General features: G+C 40.4%; 23 protein-coding genes. 15 read left to right on the top strand and 8 right to left on the bottom strand.

Annotation, left to right across the window (positions count from 1 at the left end; translation table 11 throughout):
* Window positions 1-6 precede the first annotated feature (6 nt).
* Window positions 7-915, bottom strand: a complete 909-nt coding sequence (locus ACYVIL_RS02495) for an acyltransferase (protein WP_460311438.1) — start codon at window positions 913-915, stop codon at window positions 7-9.
* Between the two features lie 94 nt (window positions 916-1009).
* Window positions 1010-1567: an HNH endonuclease gene (locus ACYVIL_RS02490; RefSeq protein ID WP_460311437.1), complete on the bottom strand. Its 558-nt coding sequence runs from the start codon at window positions 1565-1567 to the stop codon at window positions 1010-1012.
* Window positions 1568-1918: 351 nt separating this feature from the next.
* Between ACYVIL_RS02490 and ACYVIL_RS02485 the strand changes: the two genes are divergently transcribed.
* Window positions 1919-3214 carry a ribonuclease J gene (locus ACYVIL_RS02485; protein ID WP_460311436.1) on the top strand — a complete coding sequence of 432 codons (1296 nt, stop codon included), beginning with the start codon at window positions 1919-1921 and terminating at the stop codon, window positions 3212-3214.
* Window positions 3215-3233: 19 nt separating this feature from the next.
* Here ACYVIL_RS02485 and ACYVIL_RS02480 read toward each other — a convergent pair whose 3' ends face one another.
* From ACYVIL_RS02480 to ACYVIL_RS02470, 3 genes are all read right to left on the bottom strand, one after another.
* Window positions 3234-3824: a pyridoxamine 5'-phosphate oxidase family protein gene (locus tag ACYVIL_RS02480; RefSeq protein WP_460311435.1), complete on the bottom strand. Its 591-nt coding sequence runs from the start codon at window positions 3822-3824 to the stop codon at window positions 3234-3236.
* A gap of 91 nt (window positions 3825-3915) precedes the next feature.
* Window positions 3916-4416 carry a DUF6436 domain-containing protein gene (locus ACYVIL_RS02475; RefSeq protein WP_303471114.1) on the bottom strand — a complete coding sequence of 167 codons (501 nt, stop codon included), beginning with the start codon at window positions 4414-4416 and terminating at the stop codon, window positions 3916-3918.
* A gap of 32 nt (window positions 4417-4448) precedes the next feature.
* Window positions 4449-5816 carry a methyl-accepting chemotaxis protein gene (locus ACYVIL_RS02470; RefSeq protein ID WP_460311434.1) on the bottom strand — a complete coding sequence of 456 codons (1368 nt, stop codon included), beginning with the start codon at window positions 5814-5816 and terminating at the stop codon, window positions 4449-4451.
* A gap of 415 nt (window positions 5817-6231) precedes the next feature.
* On the opposite strand from ACYVIL_RS02470, the gene ACYVIL_RS02465 reads away from it, so the two are divergent.
* Entirely contained in the window at window positions 6232-7353 is a 1122-nt protein-coding gene (locus ACYVIL_RS02465; RefSeq protein WP_460311433.1) for a zinc-binding dehydrogenase, read from the top strand.
* Window positions 7354-7410: 57 nt separating this feature from the next.
* On the opposite strand, the gene ACYVIL_RS02460 is transcribed toward ACYVIL_RS02465, so the two are convergent.
* Both ACYVIL_RS02460 and ACYVIL_RS02455 read right to left on the bottom strand, forming a co-directional pair.
* Window positions 7411-7971, bottom strand: a complete 561-nt coding sequence (locus tag ACYVIL_RS02460; protein ID WP_303471106.1) for a CBS domain-containing protein — start codon at window positions 7969-7971, stop codon at window positions 7411-7413.
* A 148-nt stretch (window positions 7972-8119) separates the two neighbouring features.
* On the bottom strand, window positions 8120-8413 hold the full coding sequence (locus tag ACYVIL_RS02455; protein ID WP_460311432.1) for a hypothetical protein: 294 nt from the start codon (window positions 8411-8413) through the stop codon (window positions 8120-8122).
* Window positions 8414-9203: 790 nt separating this feature from the next.
* Here ACYVIL_RS02455 and dusA point away from each other — a divergent pair.
* The 13 genes from dusA to ACYVIL_RS02390 all read left to right on the top strand — a co-directional run bounded on the left by dusA (window position 9204) and on the right by ACYVIL_RS02390 (window position 20197).
* Window positions 9204-10193: a tRNA dihydrouridine(20/20a) synthase DusA gene (gene dusA, locus ACYVIL_RS02450; RefSeq protein ID WP_460311456.1), complete on the top strand. Its 990-nt coding sequence runs from the start codon at window positions 9204-9206 to the stop codon at window positions 10191-10193.
* Between the two features lie 218 nt (window positions 10194-10411).
* Window positions 10412-10699, top strand: coding sequence for a hypothetical protein (locus ACYVIL_RS02445; protein ID WP_303471100.1), 288 nt, complete (start codon window positions 10412-10414; stop codon window positions 10697-10699).
* A 14-nt stretch (window positions 10700-10713) separates the two neighbouring features.
* The gene (locus ACYVIL_RS02440) at window positions 10714-10875 is read left to right on the top strand and encodes a hypothetical protein (protein WP_303471098.1); all 162 of its coding nucleotides are present in this window, start codon (window positions 10714-10716) and stop codon (window positions 10873-10875) included.
* A 231-nt stretch (window positions 10876-11106) separates the two neighbouring features.
* Entirely contained in the window at window positions 11107-11526 is a 420-nt protein-coding gene (locus ACYVIL_RS02435) for a MarR family winged helix-turn-helix transcriptional regulator (RefSeq protein ID WP_460311431.1), read from the top strand.
* A 482-nt stretch (window positions 11527-12008) separates the two neighbouring features.
* Window positions 12009-12668: a phage shock protein PspA gene (gene pspA / locus ACYVIL_RS02430; RefSeq protein WP_460311430.1), complete on the top strand. Its 660-nt coding sequence runs from the start codon at window positions 12009-12011 to the stop codon at window positions 12666-12668.
* Window positions 12669-12750: 82 nt separating this feature from the next.
* Window positions 12751-12951 (top strand): PspC domain-containing protein, encoded by a 201-nt coding sequence (locus ACYVIL_RS02425; RefSeq protein WP_348491422.1) that lies wholly within the window; start codon window positions 12751-12753, stop codon window positions 12949-12951.
* Between the two features lie 25 nt (window positions 12952-12976).
* The gene (locus ACYVIL_RS02420) at window positions 12977-13306 is read left to right on the top strand and encodes a hypothetical protein (protein ID WP_303471087.1); all 330 of its coding nucleotides are present in this window, start codon (window positions 12977-12979) and stop codon (window positions 13304-13306) included.
* Between the two features lie 217 nt (window positions 13307-13523).
* Complete coding sequence (locus ACYVIL_RS02415) at window positions 13524-13982, top strand: copper chaperone PCu(A)C (protein WP_460311429.1); 459 nt, start codon at window positions 13524-13526, stop codon at window positions 13980-13982.
* 56 nt (window positions 13983-14038) lie between these two features.
* Window positions 14039-15031 carry a DUF2333 family protein gene (locus ACYVIL_RS02410; RefSeq protein WP_303471083.1) on the top strand — a complete coding sequence of 331 codons (993 nt, stop codon included), beginning with the start codon at window positions 14039-14041 and terminating at the stop codon, window positions 15029-15031.
* 3 nt (window positions 15032-15034) lie between these two features.
* Window positions 15035-15793, top strand: a complete 759-nt coding sequence (locus tag ACYVIL_RS02405) for a TIGR04219 family outer membrane beta-barrel protein (protein ID WP_303471081.1) — start codon at window positions 15035-15037, stop codon at window positions 15791-15793.
* 114 nt (window positions 15794-15907) lie between these two features.
* A complete protein-coding gene (locus ACYVIL_RS02400) occupies window positions 15908-17731 on the top strand; it encodes an assimilatory sulfite reductase (NADPH) flavoprotein subunit (protein WP_460311428.1) in 1824 nt (607 codons plus the stop codon).
* Complete coding sequence (gene cysI / locus ACYVIL_RS02395; RefSeq protein ID WP_460311427.1) at window positions 17731-19440, top strand: assimilatory sulfite reductase (NADPH) hemoprotein subunit; 1710 nt, start codon at window positions 17731-17733, stop codon at window positions 19438-19440. The genes ACYVIL_RS02400 and cysI overlap by 1 nt, the downstream gene beginning before the upstream one ends.
* Complete coding sequence (locus ACYVIL_RS02390) at window positions 19433-20197, top strand: phosphoadenylyl-sulfate reductase (protein ID WP_303471075.1); 765 nt, start codon at window positions 19433-19435, stop codon at window positions 20195-20197. The genes cysI and ACYVIL_RS02390 overlap by 8 nt, the downstream gene beginning before the upstream one ends.
* A gap of 97 nt (window positions 20198-20294) precedes the next feature.
* Here the strand turns inward: ACYVIL_RS02390 and yghU are convergent, their stop codons facing one another.
* Window positions 20295-21155, bottom strand: coding sequence for a glutathione-dependent disulfide-bond oxidoreductase (yghU, locus tag ACYVIL_RS02385; protein WP_303471074.1), 861 nt, complete (start codon window positions 21153-21155; stop codon window positions 20295-20297).
* Between the last annotated feature and the right edge of the window lie 2 nt (window positions 21156-21157).

Genomic DNA, 21157 nt, shown 5'->3' with positions numbered 1-21157 from the left:
AATGGACTATTTTCTCGACGACATAGTGGCAAGGGTTTCATCTTTCTCAGACCACAACTGATTCAGCCAACGCTGGAATCGAACTCGTTGCTCAGGGTTGTCGAAATAATCCATAGCAAAGGCATCACTATTGAGAATATCTTCAATGGAAAGAATGCGAACTTTCACTTGTATATTTTTGACTCTGCCACTGGCAAAGTCCCAAAAACTGGGAATACCTTCTGGATAATAAATGGTTACGTCTAATAGCTTGTGCAATTGGTTACCCATAGCACTGAGCACAAATGCCATGCCACCAGCCTTAGGCTTCAGTAGGTGTTTATAGGGGCCATTGATTCGTTTCAACTTTTCTTCTGTTAAACGGGTACCTTCTACAAAATTCATAATACTAACGGGCTTAGTGCTGAATTTTTCACAAGCTTTACGAGTGCTTTGCATATCTTTTCCTTTCAGATGCGGATTTTTCGCCAGGAAAGATTTTGAATAACGACTCATAAATGGGAAGTCCAATGCCCACCATGCAATACCTAAAAACGGAACCCAGATTAACTCTTTTTTAAGGAAAAATTTAAGGAAAGGTATTTTACGGTTAAAAATTCTTTGTAAAACAAGTATATCCACCCAAGATTGATGATTCGAGGTAACTAAATACCAGTCATTCAAAGTGAGTGTTTCTATGCCTTCTACATCCCATTGGGTATTCGAAGTGATTTTCTGATTTAAATTATTAATGCTTATCCAAGCCGTTGCGCAACCATCTAAAGGGTAACTAATCCACTTTTGCCAAGTAGCGATGGGGAGCAGCTTCAAAATGGAAAGAAGTACAATAGGTATGACCCAAAAAACAGTATTAATGAAATAAAAAACGACAGATATGGTACCAACAAAATGACCAGTAATATTGCGGATAGACACGCTTGAATAGACCCTATTTCTCAGAATTAATAAGGGTTATTGTAAACTAAATTCTCGACATTGTTATAAACAATTATTGCAAGTCCAAAGCGGATTACAATATTTGATCTAACCAACTTCTATTTCGCGAAAAGTGGTTACCCAAAAATGCCATTTGATCCGCTAAAATGCGTCGATTCATGAGATAAAATCGCTCATACAAATTGGGCGCAAAAGGCACTGCTATTAATGACATTTGAGCTTCGTCGGGAGTTCTCGCTGCTTTGTGACAGTTACATCGAATACACGCGGTAGCTGCGTTTGTCCAAATGTCTTTACCACCACGAGAGCGGGGTATTATGTGGTCTCGAGTGAGTTGTGAAGATTTAAACTTTTGTCCACAATACATACATAGGAAGTTATCGCGGCGGAATAGATAGCGATTACACAAGGATATTTTACCATCTAAATTAGTCACTTTTCCTTCACAACCAATGATGGATGAAAGTTGCAGACGACTTTGCACCCCTTGGTTGTTCCAGCCACCAAGCATAACCTTCTTATTCTCACCCAATTCAAATAGTACACGCTCTTGTGCATAGTACTTAGCCGCTTCTTCTGGTGTTATCCACGCTTGCGGCATACCTGATTTGTTCAATCGCAATACCATCATAAACTTCCCCAATTCGCTCTCGTTATGTGCAACTCGCCTGAAAATGGTTATTTTGTGGCTAGGTTTTTTCTCAAGCCACTATCTTAGGCTTTCAAGCCTGTCTTTTTGTTATGGTTTTGAATCGGTATAAATAATATACAGTTACTGTGACAGATTTAATGCAAAAAATCTAACAATACAGCTATGTCAAAAAACACATAATTATTTGTGTTTAAACAAAACTTTTTGTGTAGCTCGTGCATAATAAGATTATGTCATTGAATCTATAAAAGGACGGTATTTATTCAAGCTTATATTCCTGGACACAACGATTTGTGGTTCTTGCCGTTAGGGGGCACGGGGGAAATTGGTATGAACATGAATCTATTTGGTCATGACAGCCAATGGCTAATGGTCGATTGTGGTATCACTTTCGATGAGCCATTAACCTTAAAGCATGGGGTTGCGGTAGGGCCAAAACATGATGTTGTATGTGCAGACCCTGCTTTTATTACTCGCCAAAAAGAGAATTTGGTGGGCATTGTTATCACCCATGCACATGAAGATCATATTGGCGCTTTGCCGCATCTTTGGCAACGCTTCAAGTGTCCAGTTTACACAACGCCCTATACCGCCGAGATTTTGCGCAGAAAACTACGCAATACCGCCAATCAGAATATGCCCATTATAGAAGTGGTCTCCAATCAAGTTGTTGATATTGGCGTGTTCAATGTGCAGTGGATGCCCATTACCCATTCTATACCCGAACCCCATGGGTTAATAATTCGCACTGCGGCTGGAAATATTTTTCATACCGCTGATTGGAAGATTGATACTCATCCCGTTACTGGTAAAGGTTTTAATGAACAGCCATTTAAACAGCTAAGAAAACAAAATATTTTAGCCATGATTTGCGATTCAACTAATGCCACCAAAAGCGGATTCTCCTTGTCTGAAGGGGCTTGTTACCATGGATTGAAACAATTGGTGGAAGGGGCAAGTGGACGGGTTGTGGTTGGGTGTTTTAGCAGCAATATTGCACGATTAATCACCTTGGCTAAAATCGCTAAACACACTGGGCGATATCTGGCGTTACTTGGACGCTCATTGCAAAATACAGTTGGAGCGGCGAAAGCAACAGGCCATTGGCCCGACGATTTAACCATCATTGATGCCTACCACAGCGGCTATTTACCGCCAAGGGAAGTGCTCGCAGTCGCGACGGGGAGTCAAGGCGAGCCACGTGCAGCAATGTCTAGACTTGCCCAGGATAATTATCGGGACTTATCTCTGGATGAAGGCGATTTAGTCATTTTCAGCTCGATTATTATTCCGGGTAATGAAAAAGCGGTTGAAACTCTTATCAATGCTTTTAAAGCACGCAAAATACACACTGTTTTATCAGAAAGTAGCGAACTCCCTATTCATGCATCCGGACACCCTTGTGAAGAAGAGTTGAAGTTGATGTATAACTGGGTACGTCCGCAAGTGGCGGTGCCTACTCATGGAGAGGAGATGCACATGCAACGAAATGCGTATTTAGCCAAGCAATCACAGGTTTTAAGAGCCTTAACCGGCAAAAATGGGGATATATTTTTACTTGCACCTCAACTTGGGGTTAAGCGCCAAGCTATTAAAACTGGACGTATTGCGCTGCAAAACAATTAGATTGAGCTTGATGGTCATTTTACGGGTTCACTCTGCATGCTTGCCAGCCATGACGGTTGAAAACAAAACGTTTACGTATATGGGGGGTAGTTTGCAGTTGCAGATGATCTACCTCTGTCACTGAAAATATCAACAAACAAAAGTTATCACTCATTTGCTGTGTGGGCTTGTTTTGATTAGCTTGCGGCTGAAATTTGTCATCAAGGGCTAAAATCTCCCCCGGTGTATCCCAAAAGTATGACTGCTTAGCAGCCTCTGAAAGTTTCTGCCATTGCTGTATACGAAGCGATTGTTGTGTACTTTGGGCAGTTATTGCCTGAAGGTTACCAGTTAAGCGGTACTGTTCTCTAGATTGGCTAAAGTACCAGCATATTTGGGCGTGATTATTCACTGCCATATGCTGAATTTTTTTGCTTCGAATATCAGTGTGGATAAACAAAGAGCCCGTTGTTTCCAAAAAGCCGCGAAATACAACCGTTCTCACTTCTGGTTGGTTTTCTTGGTTAATAGTCGCCAATTGCAGGTATTTTGATTCTGGCAGGGCTTGGTTATCATTTATAACCCCCTTTAGTTTATTTAACCAAATTGCGGCGTCTCTGTTGCTATCCATTTTTTCTGTCAACATCTTCTATTTTAAAGCTAATTAATATGTATTGCACAACAGCTTAGGGTTTTGTCAATTTTTCAACTTAGCACGGTTTTTAGGATTGACAATAGCAGCCCTCACCATCGGCTATGACTGTGGCACCTAAATGTTCGTTAGCAACAATTGTGTTTGCAATGGGCTCAATTAAACTTGTCTTAGGGCTACAAAAATAACCTGTGGAATAAGGACCTAAATAGCCTAAATTGCCAGATTCATCAAAAATCACCATGGCAGGGTAGGATGGGATGAGTTTTCTGATTTTTGTTGCCTCTTTAGGGTTAACCGTTTTAACGATATAGCCATTTTCAGCGAATGTCCGATTGAGTTTGCGAATGTGAGTGCTAGATAAGTTATTGCAGTCACATGATTGTTCGCCAATATGAAAAACTGTCTTGTGCAGCGGTTGACCCACTTCTGAAAAAACCGACTTTACTTTACCATCAAAGTCTTGAGCCATTGAGGCTGTTAACAGCAATTGCTGAGGATCAAAATTGGTTACTTTATTTTGAGCAATATAAGCCAATGTGAACAGGCTAAGTCCTGCCCACATCACCATTCCCAAAATTCCTTTAGTAGACATATTTAGTATTATTGAAATTTATTGAGGCTTAGCATCAGCTTATGAGATATTAACTCTAATTCATTGGTTTCTTTAGAAACCGAATGTACTAAGTCTGACTCTTGTTCGCTAATTGAATTTAATTGCCCTACGGATGAGGCGATGTTATTGATAACTTTCGTTTGCTCTTCCACCGCATCTTTCAAACCGTTTGTTACGTTGTCTACCTGTTCAATATTGGATTGTACGTTTTGCATGAAGTTTAGGGCTGAGTCAGCTTGTTTACTGGTGATACTTCCTGAAGCCATGCAGTCTTCCATAAATGCACTTGATTGTTTGGACGATGACAATAATCTCGCCATAATTTCATTCACTTCTTCTGTACTGACTTTGGTCCTCGATGCAAGTTGTCGAACTTCATCGGCAACCACCGCAAATCCGCGACCTTGTTCACCCGCTCTGGCTGCTTCGATGGCTGCGTTGAGGGCCAATAAATTGGTTTGATCGGCAATGGATTGGATGGTTTCTAATACGCTAGAAATACAAGTGCACTCATTAGCTAAATCTTCGATACTTTTACTGGTTTTTGAAATGTTATCTACTAACTTGCTTACTTCGCTATTGGCGTTCGTCATTTCCATTTGTGCTTTTTCGGTATCCAGTCTTGCTTCACTAGCGCGATTATAGGTTTCTAGTGCCAGTTCAGAGATGGTTCTTGCAGAGTTGGATAGCTGTTCGGAAGCACTAGCAATAGAAGATATTTCAGCATCTGCAATTGGCTTAAAGTCTTGTAGTTCGGAAGATGCCGCTTTGGTTGAAGATGCATTTCGGTCGATATTTTTTCCCAAAACTTCAACTTCTTTCACAATAGTTTCAAAAGAGTCTATTAATTGATTAAAGGCCGCTACAGATTGAATATCAATATTCGAATTTGAACGATAGGTTAAATTAAATTTTCCATCCTCTTTAGAGATATTATCCACGCCTTTTACGACTTCATGGGCAGCTCGGCTGGTGACAGCATTCTCTTTACTCATCCAGGCTAAAAGCACCGATTGAGTAATAGCGTAAGCGAAATGCACCAAAAGCAAAGTTAACAGTAAATTACCGTCAACTAATATGTATAACGGTGCTCCAGCTTTTTGTAGAAAGAAAAAGCTGGTGTGGTGCGCAGCGACAACTATGACAGCGGTAACGAAAATTCGCCAGTTCTGGTAAAAAGCTAAAAAAGACATTAATACAAAAATGCCAAAATGAATTTCAGTTAACCCCTGCATTTGTTGAATATGCAGTGCTGAAAACAACATAAAACTGATGGCAACGACATGTTGCGTGATTTCTGCTTGACCGTTTCTGTTGATCATAACGAGGGGGATTGCGGCAGTTGGAATGCCCACGATGACAGCTTCAAGCTAAGTTCCATAAATGGGGGCAATGGCGAGGCTAATAAGCAATAATATCAATAACGCAAATGAGACGACTTTGTTTGCGCTATCTATCCATGGTCGATTTATCGTATCCATAATATTCATCCACGTAGTTAACATAGGTCAAATATGGAGGTTGCTAGCTAATTTGCCAAATTAGTCTTTTGAATGTCATTATATAGGCAATATTAATGGTAATTGAACAACCTCTCTCAAATTACGGCAATCACTTAAGCATGCCGAGACACTTTTATTTTATCGCCCAGCAGCTTTATAACATTACCGTAACTAATGTATAACAAACATATTTTAGCATTCGATTATCACTAAACTTAATGTTAGCTTGGATTGACGTATTTTTCCTTTCCATTATCGGAGTTCATAAATGACAGTAAGCAAACAATTATTCACCGAAATTACTTCTAACGGTCAATTAGTCGTTTCATTAAAAGAACGTGAAATCCCGTCGTTAAAGGCCCATGAAGTCTTAGTCCAAATTCAGGCCGCACCTATTAATCCATCGGATATGTGGCCAATGTTTGGTCCAGCAGACCTAAACAAAGGATCATTTAACAAGCGAGAAATGGCATTTACGGCGCCAGTTTCGCCATCTATGCTTGGCCGTGTGAAATCAAGGCTAGATCAAGTATTACCTATTGGTAATGAAGGCGCAGGAAAAGTTGTGGCCACTGGTGATAGTGAAGCGGCCAAAGAAATGTTGGGAAAAACCGTGGGGATATTAAGTGGAGCTGCTTATTCTGAGTATTGTGTTGTGCCCTGGCAGGCCTGTATTGTCCACAATGAAAACACAACCGCTAAACAAGCCGCCTCGTCTTTTGTTAACCCGCTAACCGCACTTGGAATGGTTGAAACTATGCGCTCTGAAGGACATTCGGCTTTGGTCCATACGGCAGCGGCTTCAAGTTTAGGAATAATGCTGAACAAGATATGCCTAGCTGAAGATGTTCCTTTAGTGAATATAGTGAGAAAACAAGAACAGGTAGAGCTCTTAGAAAAGTTAGGAGCAAAATATATTTGCAACTCTTCAAGTGAAAGTTTTAAACAAGATCTATATAAAGCCATTGAGGCTACCGGTGCTACGTTGGCTTTCGATGCCATTGGTGGTGGGGATTTAGTCAGTGATATATTGACCGCAATGGAGCAAGTTGGTAGTAAAGATGCCAAAGGGTTTAATACTTACGGTTCAGCAGACAATAAGCAAGTGTATATATACGGTGGTTTAGACTTCTCGCCAACTGTGTTAAATCGAGCTTATGGTATGACCTGGGGGATTGGAGGCTGGTTATTGATGCGGTTCCTTGGCAAGCAAAGCCCACAAAAAGTAAAACAACTGCATCAACGTGTTGCCAATGAAATTAACACAACCTTTGCCATTGACTTCACTGATGAGCTGTCTTTTGAGCAGGCTCTACAGCCAAGTACTATCGGTAAATATATGGCCAAAAAAACCGGTGAAAAATTTCTGCTCAATCCAAGCCTAGGTTAGGCTCTAAGGTAAGCGAAATGAAGCACCCTATCTAGGCAACAGATAGGGTGTAAATTGTTATGCTGCAGCTACATTAAATAAATCGACAAAAGAAGGCTGTAATTGAATATCCACAGGCAATTTCAGTATTCTTGCCACATCACTTGCAGAAATAAGTCCACGGATTTCATGGTTGCTTTTATCAATGACTAAACAATGTTGTTGATGGTTATCCCTTAGTGTTTCCACAACGTCACCAACACTAGCGGCCCTTAAGTCTTCATAAGAAAACGCTTTAAGGCTATTTTTGGAGCGCATAAAATCGGTGACTGTTATCTCTTCTCTTGGTTGATTTTTAGTGACTTTAGCAAGAATTCTTTGCTCGCTTATGTCACTCAAAGAGACAATGCCAATGAAATTTTGCTCACTGTCGAGTACTAACTCCATTCTAACGTGAGATCTTTTCATTAGACCTTCGAGTTCAACCGCTTTAGTTGATGCATCGATAACCAAAGGTGTAAATTTTTTGAAATCCGTGAAGATAGATAATGCATTTGAATGCATGGTAATACCGGTGTTCTCTGGTGGCCATGCGAGTCTGTCTACAGATTCGGTGTTATAGAGCGCTAACTTTTTCATTTTTACGCTCCTTCTTAACTGTTTTTAGCAGATTGTTTTTAGTTTTAGACTGAATATAAGCACAGTCACTACGATAACGAATTAAAACGTCAGTTATACTCATGGGAATACCCTCTGATTTATACTATTAGAAAATTTATTTTTTATATCAGATGGTTAGAGAGGGAGGGCCACGAATGAAGTCAGTGTTTTTGGAAACCAGATAGGTTTCATTACGCTGAAAGGTAACCCCTAAGTAGTTAACAGAATGGGCGGATGCGGAAACGGAATTGATTGTCGCATCAAGGTCTAAGTCGAAAGGATCAAGGTTAAATATTTCAGCCTGCTCGACTATTGAAGTAGTTTGATCTATTGCCTCTTGCGATTGTTCAAGCGCTACTGATGAGAAGCTAAAACTAGCTACCCATGACATCAGCAATATATTGAACCAAAGGACTTTCATCAATTTCTTACTCGTTAATATTTAAACTTGTTTATTACAGTGTTTGTAAACTGGATTGATAAACACATAAAAAGTGGATTAATAACTTTATACATGTGAACACCTATCTGTTTTTTAAAGGGCTGGAGAAAAAGTAAAAACGAAGCAATTACTTTCTGCCAACCTGTTATGAGTTAAAATACGCTCATACTCTGACTTAGTACAAACCCTTCAACCCATTAAATCGACCAGTTATCGAAAATGTTAAATAATTGTCAAAATTTATCGTGCTAATTTTAAGTGTTCAGTTTTGTTATTTGCGCCATTGATGCACACAATTCCTCAATCGACTCAAGCGGGATTTAAACACAGGTTTTGATACCCTCAACCTTTGAGTTTATTTAGCCTTATGTGCGTACATCAGTTTATGTCAACAAAGTAGCTAAGCTTCCTTCCGTTTACGTTGTCGTTGCGAACCAAAATAGTAAAGGTCATCAAACGCACCCGTTGCATTTTAGAAGTTGAAAACCTGACTACTCCGGATTCTTTACTCCTGAACCTTGCACAGTATACAGTTTGATTTTTCCTAACTCTTTTTGAAATGCTATAATGCGCCATCTTATTTTCCTGCTTAAAAACTTGGACTTCAAAAAGGCTCTTTTGGGCCCACGAAAGAGTGAAAATAAGGCATTAAAGGCATAAATACCGCTATTGGTATTTATGCGGGAATTTAGATATTAACCATATAAAACATAGGCTTAAGTTGAATAATAACCTGACTCCCATCAACCGCACCATTTCCGTCGCGCCAATGCTGGATTGGACGGATAAGCATTGTCGTTATTTTTTACGGCAGATATCACAACATTCGTTGTTATATACCGAAATGGTGACAACGGGGGCGATCATTTTTGGCAAAGGCGATTATTTAGCTTTCAATGAAGCCGAGCATCCTGTTGCATTGCAGCTTGGTGGTTCTGACCCTGCAGGTATGGCGCGCTGTGCGTTGCTAGCTCAAGAGCGTGGTTATGATGAAGTTAACATTAATGTTGGCTGTCCTTCTGATCGTGTGCAAAATGGCCGGTTTGGTGCGTGTTTGATGGCTGAGCCAGAAACCGTTGCCGCTTGTATAAAGAGTATGCAGGCTGAAGTCGATATTCCAGTAACGGTTAAGTCGCGCATCGGTATTGATGAAATGGACGAGTACGAGGATCTAACTCGGTTCATTAGCCAAGTAGCTGATTCGGGTTGTGATACTTTTATTGTACATGCCCGCAAGGCCTGGCTGAAGGGACTCAGTCCAAAGGAAAATCGTGATATTCCGCCATTAATGTATGAGCGTGTTTATCATCTGAAAGAACAATTTCCTGATTTACACATTAGTATTAATGGTGGTGTAAAGACTTTGGATGATGTGGCTTTGCATCTGAATTATATAGATGGCGTTATGATTGGCCGGGAGGTTTACAGTAACCCTTACATCTTAGCTGAAGTTGATAATCGCTTTTATCAAGACACTCATCAAGTGCCGAGCCGCCATGATATTGTGAAAGCTATGGTTGAATATGCGCAAACTCAATTGGAATTGCCTCACACCCGAATTTGGCACATTGCTAGACACATGCTTGGGTTATTTCAAGGGCAACCCGGGGCGCGCATTTGGCGTCGCTACTTAAGTCAAAATGGTACCCAGAAAGGCGTAGGTATAGAGCTATTAACGGATGCCTTAGATACCCTTAATGAAGCTCAATTCCAGGCGCAACAATTTCGCAATACTCATGCACCTGATCAAGTTGGTTAAAATCGCCAACTGACTTGGTCAAAAACACCAAAAAATTATTTTTTACTCCATTAAAATCCTTGGCGACGTTTAAACTATTTCTTTTTATTTTTAAAAAGTACTTTAAAATCAATTGGATATATATTTTCTTAGTAGTTGGCACAACTATCGCAATAATGATTGCGACTTAACTAGTAACTGAATAATCAGTTACAAACACAACTACTAAGGAAATTATTATGTTTAAGAAAATCACAACAGCAACAGTACTTATCTCTGGTTTATTTGTAGCGTCAACTGCTCAAGCCACAGAAGTCTCGGTAGAACAACTTGTTGGTTCACTTATTTCTCAAGCCGTTGAAGTAACAAAAGAAGAAATATCATACGGTGTTGAAGAGGCTATTTTGACAGTAAACAACTCAATTGGTTTTGAGTCAGGTTCACAAGATTACGTCACTAATGTCACTATCACAGATTTGAACAGTAACGTTGAAGCTAAAAAACAAGAAAATGATAAAGCCGAATAGTAAGGAGAGACGCTATGTTTAATCACATACATCTACTTACACTATTGTTAGCACCGGTTATGGCCTATCTTGCAGCCGCACTCGTATTTAGTCTTGTCGAGTGTAAGAAGAATAGCCATGCAGTACCGGTTAACGGTTCCAACCTCCAATACCATGACGGTCGTAACTCGCAGTAGAGACCGTCATTGTTTTTGGCTCATTTTGTTCGGTAGCTTCTCTACAATGGGGATCTAAATTTCTGCTCTAACGCTATCTACAATAAAAAACTTTTCAACCAATCTAGTATCCACTACTCATCTAATAGCTATCATGTTTACCTTATTCCAGTCTGAGATGAAATTCATAGCATTTTACTTTATTTATGTTTGATGTATACTTGACTTGTCAATTAAAAGTCGAGGTGCAAGATGCAACAACTTACCGAATCTATGTCATTACTGGTTAATTTAAACCTGGCTTCAATAAAGCTGAATAAAAAGCTAGACCGAAGTTTAGGTGTACATGGCATTAGTTTTAGCGAATATATGGCGTTACATGTTCTCGCTGAACAACCTTCCTACACCATGAGTCGGATTGCCTTAGCGGAAGCATTGGGAATGACCGCTTCCGGTGTCACTCGTATGTTGAACCCTATGGATAAGATTCACTTAATTGAAAAACAAAAGAATCCAAGAGATGCCAGAGTCAGTTTAGTGCAGCTATCAGCAACGGGTAAGTCACTTTACGAAGATGCATCGGTTACCTTTAAACATTTTTCCGAAAATCTTTTATCTGATTTACGACAATATCAAATGGAATCCGTATTAGAGGTGTTAAAGAAGCTGTAAATGACTCTCTCGAAAGTTGCTTTTCATTTAGTACTTATACACGATTAAGGTTTGCTCTCTTTGGATCCCTAATCACAGCTTTGCCTTTAATTTCGTATCCTAAATCTAAAATACAGACCACATTAACCTGGTGACCCTTTTTTCCAAAGCTGAACATCAAGGTGACCGATAGCGCCTTGCTGTTTCCTTTTCCCTACTCGTAAAAGCAGGTTTAGTTGACCTTCAATTCCATTCTTTTCTCACTTTAATAATTTGACCAATTATTTGGTTAATTTGACTAAAATCTTAATTTAGCTTGCCGTTCTGTTTTTGTGAAATTCTAAAGGATTTTATTTAAATTCAATTAAATCAATGGCTTGTTGGGTTTTGAAAGTTTGGCACGTAGATTGTAATAAGTGAAGTACTGGTAAAGAAAACTGAATTTAGAATTATAAAAGGTAATTCAAAATACAACACTCATAATAATCTCGGAGGATCGAAAAATGGGTATGTTCACAAGAATGTCAGACATCGTACAAGCAAATCTTAATGCCATCTTAGACAAAGCGGAAGATCCACAAAAGGTTATTCGTTTAATTGTACAAGAGATGGAAGAAACCTTAGTTGAAATTCGCTCTGTTGCAGCACGAAGTTTAGCTGACAAAAAGCATTTATCGCGCAAACAAGAAAAACTCCAGCAGCAAATTAAAGATTGGCAAAATAAAGCCACGGTTGCCATGAAAAAAGAACGTGAAGATCTCGCTAGAGCAGCGTTAGTTGAAAAGAATAAAGCCCAAGAGTCTTTAAAGTCTTTGACTAAGGAAATGGACGTTGTCGAAGAGGCAATCACCAAATTACAAGAAGATACTTCGCGTTTACAAGAAAAATTGAAAGAAGCGAGAAGTCGTCAAAAAGCGCTAGACATCAGACAGCAATCGGTATCTGTGCGTCTTAAAGCAAAAACCACTCAGAATGTTGAAAAAATCGATGATGCCATTGCACGGTTTGAACATTATGAAAGTCGTATCGACGATTTGGAGTCGCAAGTTGAAGCTTATGATTTAGTGTCACCAAGCAATTCATTGAGCGCACAGATTGAGCAACTTGAACAAGATGAAAATATTGAAAAAGAGTTAGCAGCTTTGCGTAAAAAAGTCGCCTAGAAAAATGCTAGCAACCCAACATATTTCGATTTTAGGCCTGAATTTCCAGGCCTAGGATTAAAAACTTAATAGGAGTCTCCAAATGAAAGACTATTTAAATACAAACCAATTATATCGTGACACTGTAAGAGGTAAAATTAGTGGTGTTTGTGCAGGTATCGCTCGTCACTTTAACGTTGAAGCTTGGATGGTCAGAATAGCAGCCATAGCCGCGTTTATTTTTATGCCAATGGTTGTTGGTGTGGCGTATTTGTTGGCCGTGCTATTAATCCCAACTCGTTAGTTAGTAATTTATAAGGATTTAGGTCATGAAGAATTTTATTGTTGCGGTTCTGATCGCGATTTTGATTACTTATAGCTGTGGGATCCTTGCCAGTGAATGGTTTGATTTTTCCATTCACTTTGACCAACACATACTGGGTCCCATGGAATCGGTAGTCAGTGTAACTGCGGTAGGTGCGGTCATGGCAATCGTTGGCGTTATCGTTGCAATTAGTGTGTTTGGAGCTTTAGCTTTGGCTTTATTCGTAGTATTAATCGCGATGTTATTTGCAGGCGTAACTGTGTTTTGGCCAATGTTGTTGGTTATTGCCTTCATCTTTTGGTTGTTAAAAGATAAGCGTCAAACTCAGTATTAGCGCTGTGAGTGTCAAGAATGTATCGGCTACTCACTTTTAACATTTCTCATTGCTAGGTGTTTTTCATCATCTTATGAAATAACCGTAAACCATTTTCTAGGCGCTACTATAATAAAGGCATAATTGCTTCAGCTGCGAAAAAGCGTTGACTATTCTGGTAAAAGCCCGTGAATTAATTGATAATTACGGGAAATTTATTATTCAGGAAAGGCCGTTTATGAAATGTATCAGATTACAACCTTGGTTGATGTTTATCGGATTATTGTGCTTTAGCTTTGCAAGTTCGGCAAATATCAAAGTAACAGATGCTACCGTCCGATTGTTACCGCCAACAGTACCTAATACCGCCGCCTATTTTAAAATCCATAATTCCTCAGACAAAGATGTGGTTCTCATATCTGCCACTACCGATATTGCTGAAAAAGCGGAATTACACGCCCATGTAATGGAAAACGGAATGATGAGCATGCAGGAACAAGAACAAATTCGCATTCCTGCGGGGGAAACGGTCACTTTTAAACCAGGTGGTTTACACGTCATGATATTTGGTCTCAAAAAGCCGCTAGTCGAAAATAAAGAGGTCATAATCACTTTGCTAAGTGAAGACCAACAAACTATTCAGGTAACAGCTAAAGCTGTGATGCCAGGTAAAGAAAAGTCACATAAACATCATTAGAATAGATAGTCTTATGGGTGTAAAGTGTCACTAATTAAAAATACAGGAAGCATATTATGCAACGTTTTTTAAATGCGAAATGGCTTACCACCACTTTCCTAATAATTGTACTAATTGGTTGGATAATCTCTGTTTATTGGAGTTTTGAGCCGGATGCTTTCAATGTTCGAACTGAAGCACAAACTTATGCCCAAGAAAATTCAGAAAGTGTGGTGATTGGTTACACCACTACCCATACCCTGATCCGTGTAGTGGAGTCACTAATGGATAAGCCTGGTGGTTATTTATCGAATGACGTTATGCCGCCTGGTGTATTTATGGACAACATGCCTCGATGGGAGTTCGGTGCCTTGGAAATGTCCCGAGACTTAGCCTTGGCTATGCGCAAAGACTTTAGTCGTTCTCAATCACAATCAATGGAGAATCCAGAACTAACAAAGGCTCAGCCTGCATTAAATATGAATCATCTAAGTTGGATGTTGCCTTCCGCAGAGTCCATGTATCAAGATGCACTTAAAGACTTGTACGCCTATCGAACAGATCTAGCCGAAAAAGGTCAAGGCAGCGCACAATTCTTCTCTCGGGCGGATAATCTGAGAGACTGGCTAAAGCAAGTTGAAAAACGTTTAGGTAATTTATCGCAAAAGTTAAGTGCTAGTGTGGGCCAAGAAGTGCTCAATACTGATTTGGCAGGAGATGCGCAAGCTAGACAATCCACTCCAGAAGCGAAACAACGTTATGAAAAAACTAGCTGGTGGAAAACCGACGATAATTTTTATGAAGCGCGGGGAGCTGCTTGGGCGTTGATTCATTTTTTAAAAGCGGTAGAGGTTGACTTCGCTGACGTACTTGAAAAGAAAAATGCCACCGTGAGTTTGCGTCAAATCATTCGTGAACTAGAGTCGACGCAACAAACTATTTGGAGCCCAATGATTTTGAATGGCAGTGGGTTGGGTATGTTAGCTAATCACTCATTAGTCATGGCCAACTATATTTCCCGAGCCAATGCGGCTTTAATCGAATTAAATGAACTACTCAATCAAGGATAAAAAGTGAAACACAGAATTAAATCATTAGTTTTAGCGGCATCCGTTGTCGCTGTTCCTGTTCAAGCAGATACATTATTAGGTTTGTATGTGGGCGCGCAGGGCTGGAACATGGATACCGAAGGTGGCTTTGCAAATGATGCCAATATAACCAGATTTGATTTTGATACCGAAACTAAATCGAGCTTCTATGTTGCGCTAGAGCATCCAATTCCGTTAATTCCTAACATTAAAGTCCGTCAGACTACACTAGACACAAGTGGTGACGTTACATTAAACAGCACTTTCACTTTTAATGGCGAAATTTTTAGTGTGGATACACCGTTAACCACCGAAGTCGATATGAGTAATACCGATTTTATTTTGTATTATGAATTATTCGATAACGATTTAATCAGTTTCGACTTTGGTATCAACGGAAAATACGTTGACGGGGAAATTTTCGTAAGAGAAACCGCGGATACGTCTAATTTCGCCAGAGAAGAGTTTTCAGGTGTAGTTCCAATGGTGTACTCAAAACTTTACATTGGCTTACCCTTTACCGGTTTGGGAGCGTATGCCGAAGGAAGTTATTTAGCCATCGACGATCATTCTCTAAGTGATTATGAAATCGCTTTGGTCTATCAATTTGTAGACAATCTAGCCATTGATATGACGCTACAGCTAGGATACAGAGCGACTTCTCTAGAATTAGAAGATTTAGATGATATCTATTCAGACCTAGAGTTTAGTGGTGCCTTTGCTGGAATTGAAATTCACTTTTAAGTCAATAAAGTTCGTTTCTAAGTCCATTAAGTAATAAAAAATCCTATTTAGGTCTTTCCTGTCAATAATAAAAAACGCTAATCTGCCCACATCAATTAAAAGGTTAGCGTTTTTATGTCTTCAAAAAACAATCAGGCACTAGTGCCAACAGCTGTTATTAACGAATCTCAGTGGCAGCAAATTAATAGCGCCATAGCGCCGCTTAACAATGATCAACTTACTTGGATGAGTGGTTATTTGGCTGGTTTGGCCCATCAACAATCAGCTGGACAAGTTGTAGCTCCTGCTGCATCTGCCTCTGTTGTTGAAAAGCAACTCACCATTCTTTTCGGCTCGCAAACGGGTAACGCAAAAGGTGTGGCTCAAGAGTTTAAAGAGAAAGCTCAGCATGCTGGTCTAAAAGTTAACCTGCACAGCATGGCCGATTACAAAGCTAAGCAGCTTAAAAATGAAACCCATCTTCTTATTGTGGTCAGTACCCACGGAGAAGGTGATGCTCCTGATGATGCCGTTGAACTTCATGAGTTTGTGGCCAGCAAAAAGGCACCGAAATTACCGGAGTTAAATTTTGCTGTGGTTGGATTAGGTGACAGTAGCTACGAATTCTTCTGCCAAACGGCGAAAGATTTTGATGCTCGCCTTGAGGCTTTGGGTGGCAAGCGCATTACCCCAAGATTGGATTGTGACGTGGATTACGAAACCGTAACTAACGCATTTTTTGATCAGATTGCTATTCAGCTAAAAGAAGAGTTTGCTGCCAGTCAAGCGCCTGTTGAACCTGTTGCTGGAAGTGTAAGCGGCACTTCTGTAAATACTGCAAAGTCAGAATATTCTAAGAAAAACCCATTTACAGCCACTTTGTTAGAAAGCCAGAAAATAACTGGGCGAGATTCTATTAAAGACATTCGTCACATCGAGATTTCTCTCGAAGATTCTGGTATCCAATATCAACCTGGGGATGCCTTAGGTATTTGGTTTACCAATAACGAAGCTTTAGTGAGCGAGTTATTAAACCTGGTTGGGGTTGATGAAAATGAAAGTGTTGAGGTTGGCAAAGACGCCTTAAGCATTAAGCAGGCACTCATTGAAAAATTTGAGTTGACCTTAAGCTACCCAACCTTCGTAAAAAGTTATTTAGAGTCTGCGCCAAATGAAAAACTGCAGGCTTTGTTCGATGACAAAGCAAAACTCAGAGAGTATTTAGCGGATAAGCAAATCGTCGATATTGTTGCTGATTTCCCTGCAAATATCACTGCTGAACAGTTAGCTAGAGCCCTTAGACCGATTACCCCAAGGTTATATTCAATTGCCTCTAGTCAAGCTGAAGTAGATGACGAAGTACACCTTACTGTGGCAATGGTTGAATACGAGGTTAACGGCAATGTGCGCCATGGCTCAGCGTCTAACTTCTTAGGTAAACGCTTAGAAGAAGGCCAAGAATTGAAGGTGTTTGTGGAGCATAACAACAACTTCCGCTTACCAGAAAGCCCAGAAACACCGGTTATCATGGTAGGGCCTGGTACTGGTATTGCGCCTTTTAGAGCCTTCATGCAACAGCGCGCAGAAGAAGAAGCCGAAGGCAAAAATTGGTTGTTCTTCGGTAATCCAAGTTTTACCCAAGACTTCCTATATCAAACTGAATGGCAGCGTTTTGTTAAAGATGGTGTTGTCGACAAAGTGAGCTTGGCATTTTCCCGTGACCAAGAACAAAAAATTTATGTACAGCATCGTATCCTAGAAAATGGTGCTGAGTTATTTGACTGGTTAGAGCAAGGCGCACATTTTTACGTATGTGGTGATGCAACCCACATGGCTAAAGATGTTCATGATGCACTTTTGACTGTTGTTCAAGAACACGGTGGAAAAAGTGAAGCAGATGCGGAAACGTATTTAACCGAAATGCGCCGTGCTAAGCGTTATCAGAAGGATGTGTACTAATGAGCTCCGATAAAAAATTTATTGTTGAAGGTAAGTTGGCAGAAAACGAACGTATAAAAGGCGAAAGTAACTTTTTACGTGGCACAATTGCCCAAGATCTTAAAGATGATTTAACCGGTGGTTTTACCGCTGACAATTTTCAGTTGATTCGATTCCACGGTATGTACCAGCAAGATGATCGTGATATCCGAGCTGAGCGGGCTAAACAAAAATTAGAACCCTTACAAAATGTGATGTTGCGTGCTCGTTTACCAGGTGGAATTATTTCTCCCGATCAATGGTTGGCCATTGATAAGTTTGCAGCAGATCATAGTCTTTACGGCAGTATTCGATTAACTACCCGTCAAACTTTCCAGTTTCACGGTGTTCTAAAGCCGCAAATTAAATTAATGCATCAAACCCTTAATAAAGTGGGCATCGATTCAATTGCGACTGCCGGTGACGTTAACCGTAATGTTTTGTGTACTTCAAACCCGGTTGAGTCTGCCGTACATCAAGAAGCGTACGAGTGGGCTAAAAAAATTAGTGAACATTTGCTCACCAAAACTCGTGCATATGCAGAAATTTGGTTAGATGGTGAAAAGGTCGAAACCACTGAAAATGAACCGATTTTAGGTAACAACTATTTACCTCGTAAGTTCAAAACGACGGTTGTTATACCACCACATAACGATATTGATGTGCATGCCAATGATCTCAATTTTGTTGCTATTGCTGAAAACGGCAAGCTAATTGGTTTTAACGTCTTAGTCGGCGGTGGCTTAGCCATGACCCATGGTGATCACTCGACTTACCCACGTAAAGCAGACGACTTCGGTTATATTCCTTTGGATAAGACGTTGGATGTGGCTGCCGCTGTCGTGGGTACTCAACGGGATTGGGGAAATCGTGTTAACCGTAAAAACGCGAAAACCAAATATACCCTTGAGCGTGTTGGTGTAGAGAACTTTAAAGCCGAAGTTGAAAAGCGTGCCGGTATTGAATTTGCGCAAAGCCGCCCTTACGAGTTTACATCTCGTGGTGACCGTTTTGGATGGGTTGAAGGCGTTGATGGTAAGTATCATTTAACCGTATTTATTGAAAACGGTCGTATTCTTGACTATCCGGGTAAAACCTTAAAAACAGGTTGTGCTGAGATAGCCAAAGTGCATAAAGGTGATTTTCGTTTAACTGCCAATCAAAACTTGGTAATTGCAGGCGTTCCGGCAGAGCAGAAAGAAGAAATTGAAACCTTGGCTAAAACCCATGGATTGATTTCTGATGGAGTCAGTAATCAACGTCTCGATTCAATGGCCTGTGTTTCATTGCCAACTTGTCCTTTGGCAATGGCAGAAGCTGAACGTTATTTGCCTGATGCAGTAACCGAAATCGAGGGTTTGCTTGCAAAACACAATGTAGCTGACCGCAGTATTATATTTCGTGTCACTGGCTGTCCTAATGGTTGTGGTCGAGCGATGCTTGCTGAGGTTGGTTTAGTGGGTAAAGGTCCGGGTAAATACAATTTCCACTTAGGTGGTGATCGTCAGGGCACACGTATTCCTAAAATGTATAAAGAAAATATTAGCGAGCAAGAGATTTTAGCTCACCTCGATGAACTCATTGGTCGTTGGGCTAAAGAAGGTAATCAAGACGAAGGTTTTGGTGACTTTTTAATTCGCGCTAAAGTCATCGCTCCGGTTGTTAATTCAGCCAAGGATTTTTATGCCTAACGCAGTGTTTCAAAATTCAGGCGAAAATGCCCGTGCAGCAGATTGGGTTAACAATCTAAGCACTGAGCAATTCGCAGAGTTAAATGCAGATCTTGAAAAACAAACGCCGCAACAGCGGGTTGTTTGGGCACTCGAGCATCTACCTGGTGAACACATAGTGTCGTCTAGTTTTGGTGCGCAATCAGCGGTCATGCTGCATTTGTTGTCTCAAGAATATTCCGATATTCCTGTTGTGCTCACTGATACTGGCTATCTTTTTCCAGAAACCTATAATTTCATTGATGAACTAACCGAACGGCTTAAACTCAATTTAAAAGTGTATCGAGCACCTGAGTCTGCAGCATGGCAAGAAGCGCGTCATGGTTTATTGTGGGAACAAGGAATTGAAGGCATCGAGAAGTACAACAAGATGAACAAGGTTCTACCAATGCAACGAGCTTTGAAAGAGCTGAATGTTGGAACTTGGTTTGCCGGTTTAAGACGCTCTCAGTCGGATACTCGTGAAAACTTGAATGTACTACAAAGATTAAATGGACAAACTAAAGTTTATCCTATCATTGATCAATCAAATAAAGCGCTTCATCAATATCTTAAAGCACACGATCTGCCTTACCATCCTCTGTGGGAGAAAGGTTTTGTGTCTATTGGTGACTGGCATACATCTAGAGCCTTAGAAGCCGGAATGAGTGAGCAAGATACTCGTTTCTTTGGGTTAAAACGCGAATGTGGCCTTCACGAATTTGGTGACGGAATCTAATTACTCGGCCAACATTTTGTGGTGTTTCTCAGGTATGAAAAATAGCACAATGCCATATACACTGAACTCCGGTTCAGTGTATATGGTTAAATGATATCTAACCTATTTTATCTTGGGTTTTTGTTTCGAAATCACTGGCATCATGACGTTCACGCAACTGAGATTCCGGTTCTCCCCAGGTTTTATTGACCATTCTGCCACGCTGAACTGCGGGGCGTTCAGCAATTTCATCGGCCCATCGAATAACATTCTTGTAAGTATGTGCCTCAATGAATTCGGCGGCGTCATAGGCTAAGCCTTTGACTAATGCACCATACCATGGCCAAGTTGCGATATCTGCAATGGTGTATTCGTCTCCACACATGTATTTATTATCCGCTAGTAGCTTGTCGAGCACGTCAAGTTGGCGTTTTATTTCCATGGTGTAGCGGTCTATGGGATATTCCAATTTTTCAGGGGCGTAAGCATAAAAATGACCGAATCCTCCTCCTAATAATGGCGCACTGGCCATTTGCCAGAATAACCATGAAATACATTCGGTTCGCAGTGCCGGATCTTGTGGAATGAATGCATTAAACTTTTCTGCTAAGTAGAGGAGTATAGAGCCCGATTCAAACACACGGGTGGGTTTCGGCGTACTGTGATCAACCAAAGCAGGAATTTTGGAGTTGGGGTTTGCAGCAACAAACCCACTACTAAATTGATCGCCTTCTAAAATATCCACTAAATAAGCGTCGTATTCAGCCCCTGTATGTCCATTTTCTAGTAGTTCTTCTAGCATCACTGTGACTTTCACGCCATTTGGTGTTGCCAATGAGTATAGTTGCAATGGGTGCTTACCAACGGGAAGATCTTTTTCGTGGGTTGCTCCAGAAATAGGTCTATTAATATTTGCAAATTTTCCACCGCTGTCTTTATTCCAGGTCCATACTTTGGGCGGGGTATAAGAGTCACTCATTT

The sequence above is a fragment of the Aliiglaciecola aliphaticivorans genome, from assembly GCF_054782055.1.
This window is presented reverse-complemented; position numbering and strand designations above follow the sequence as displayed.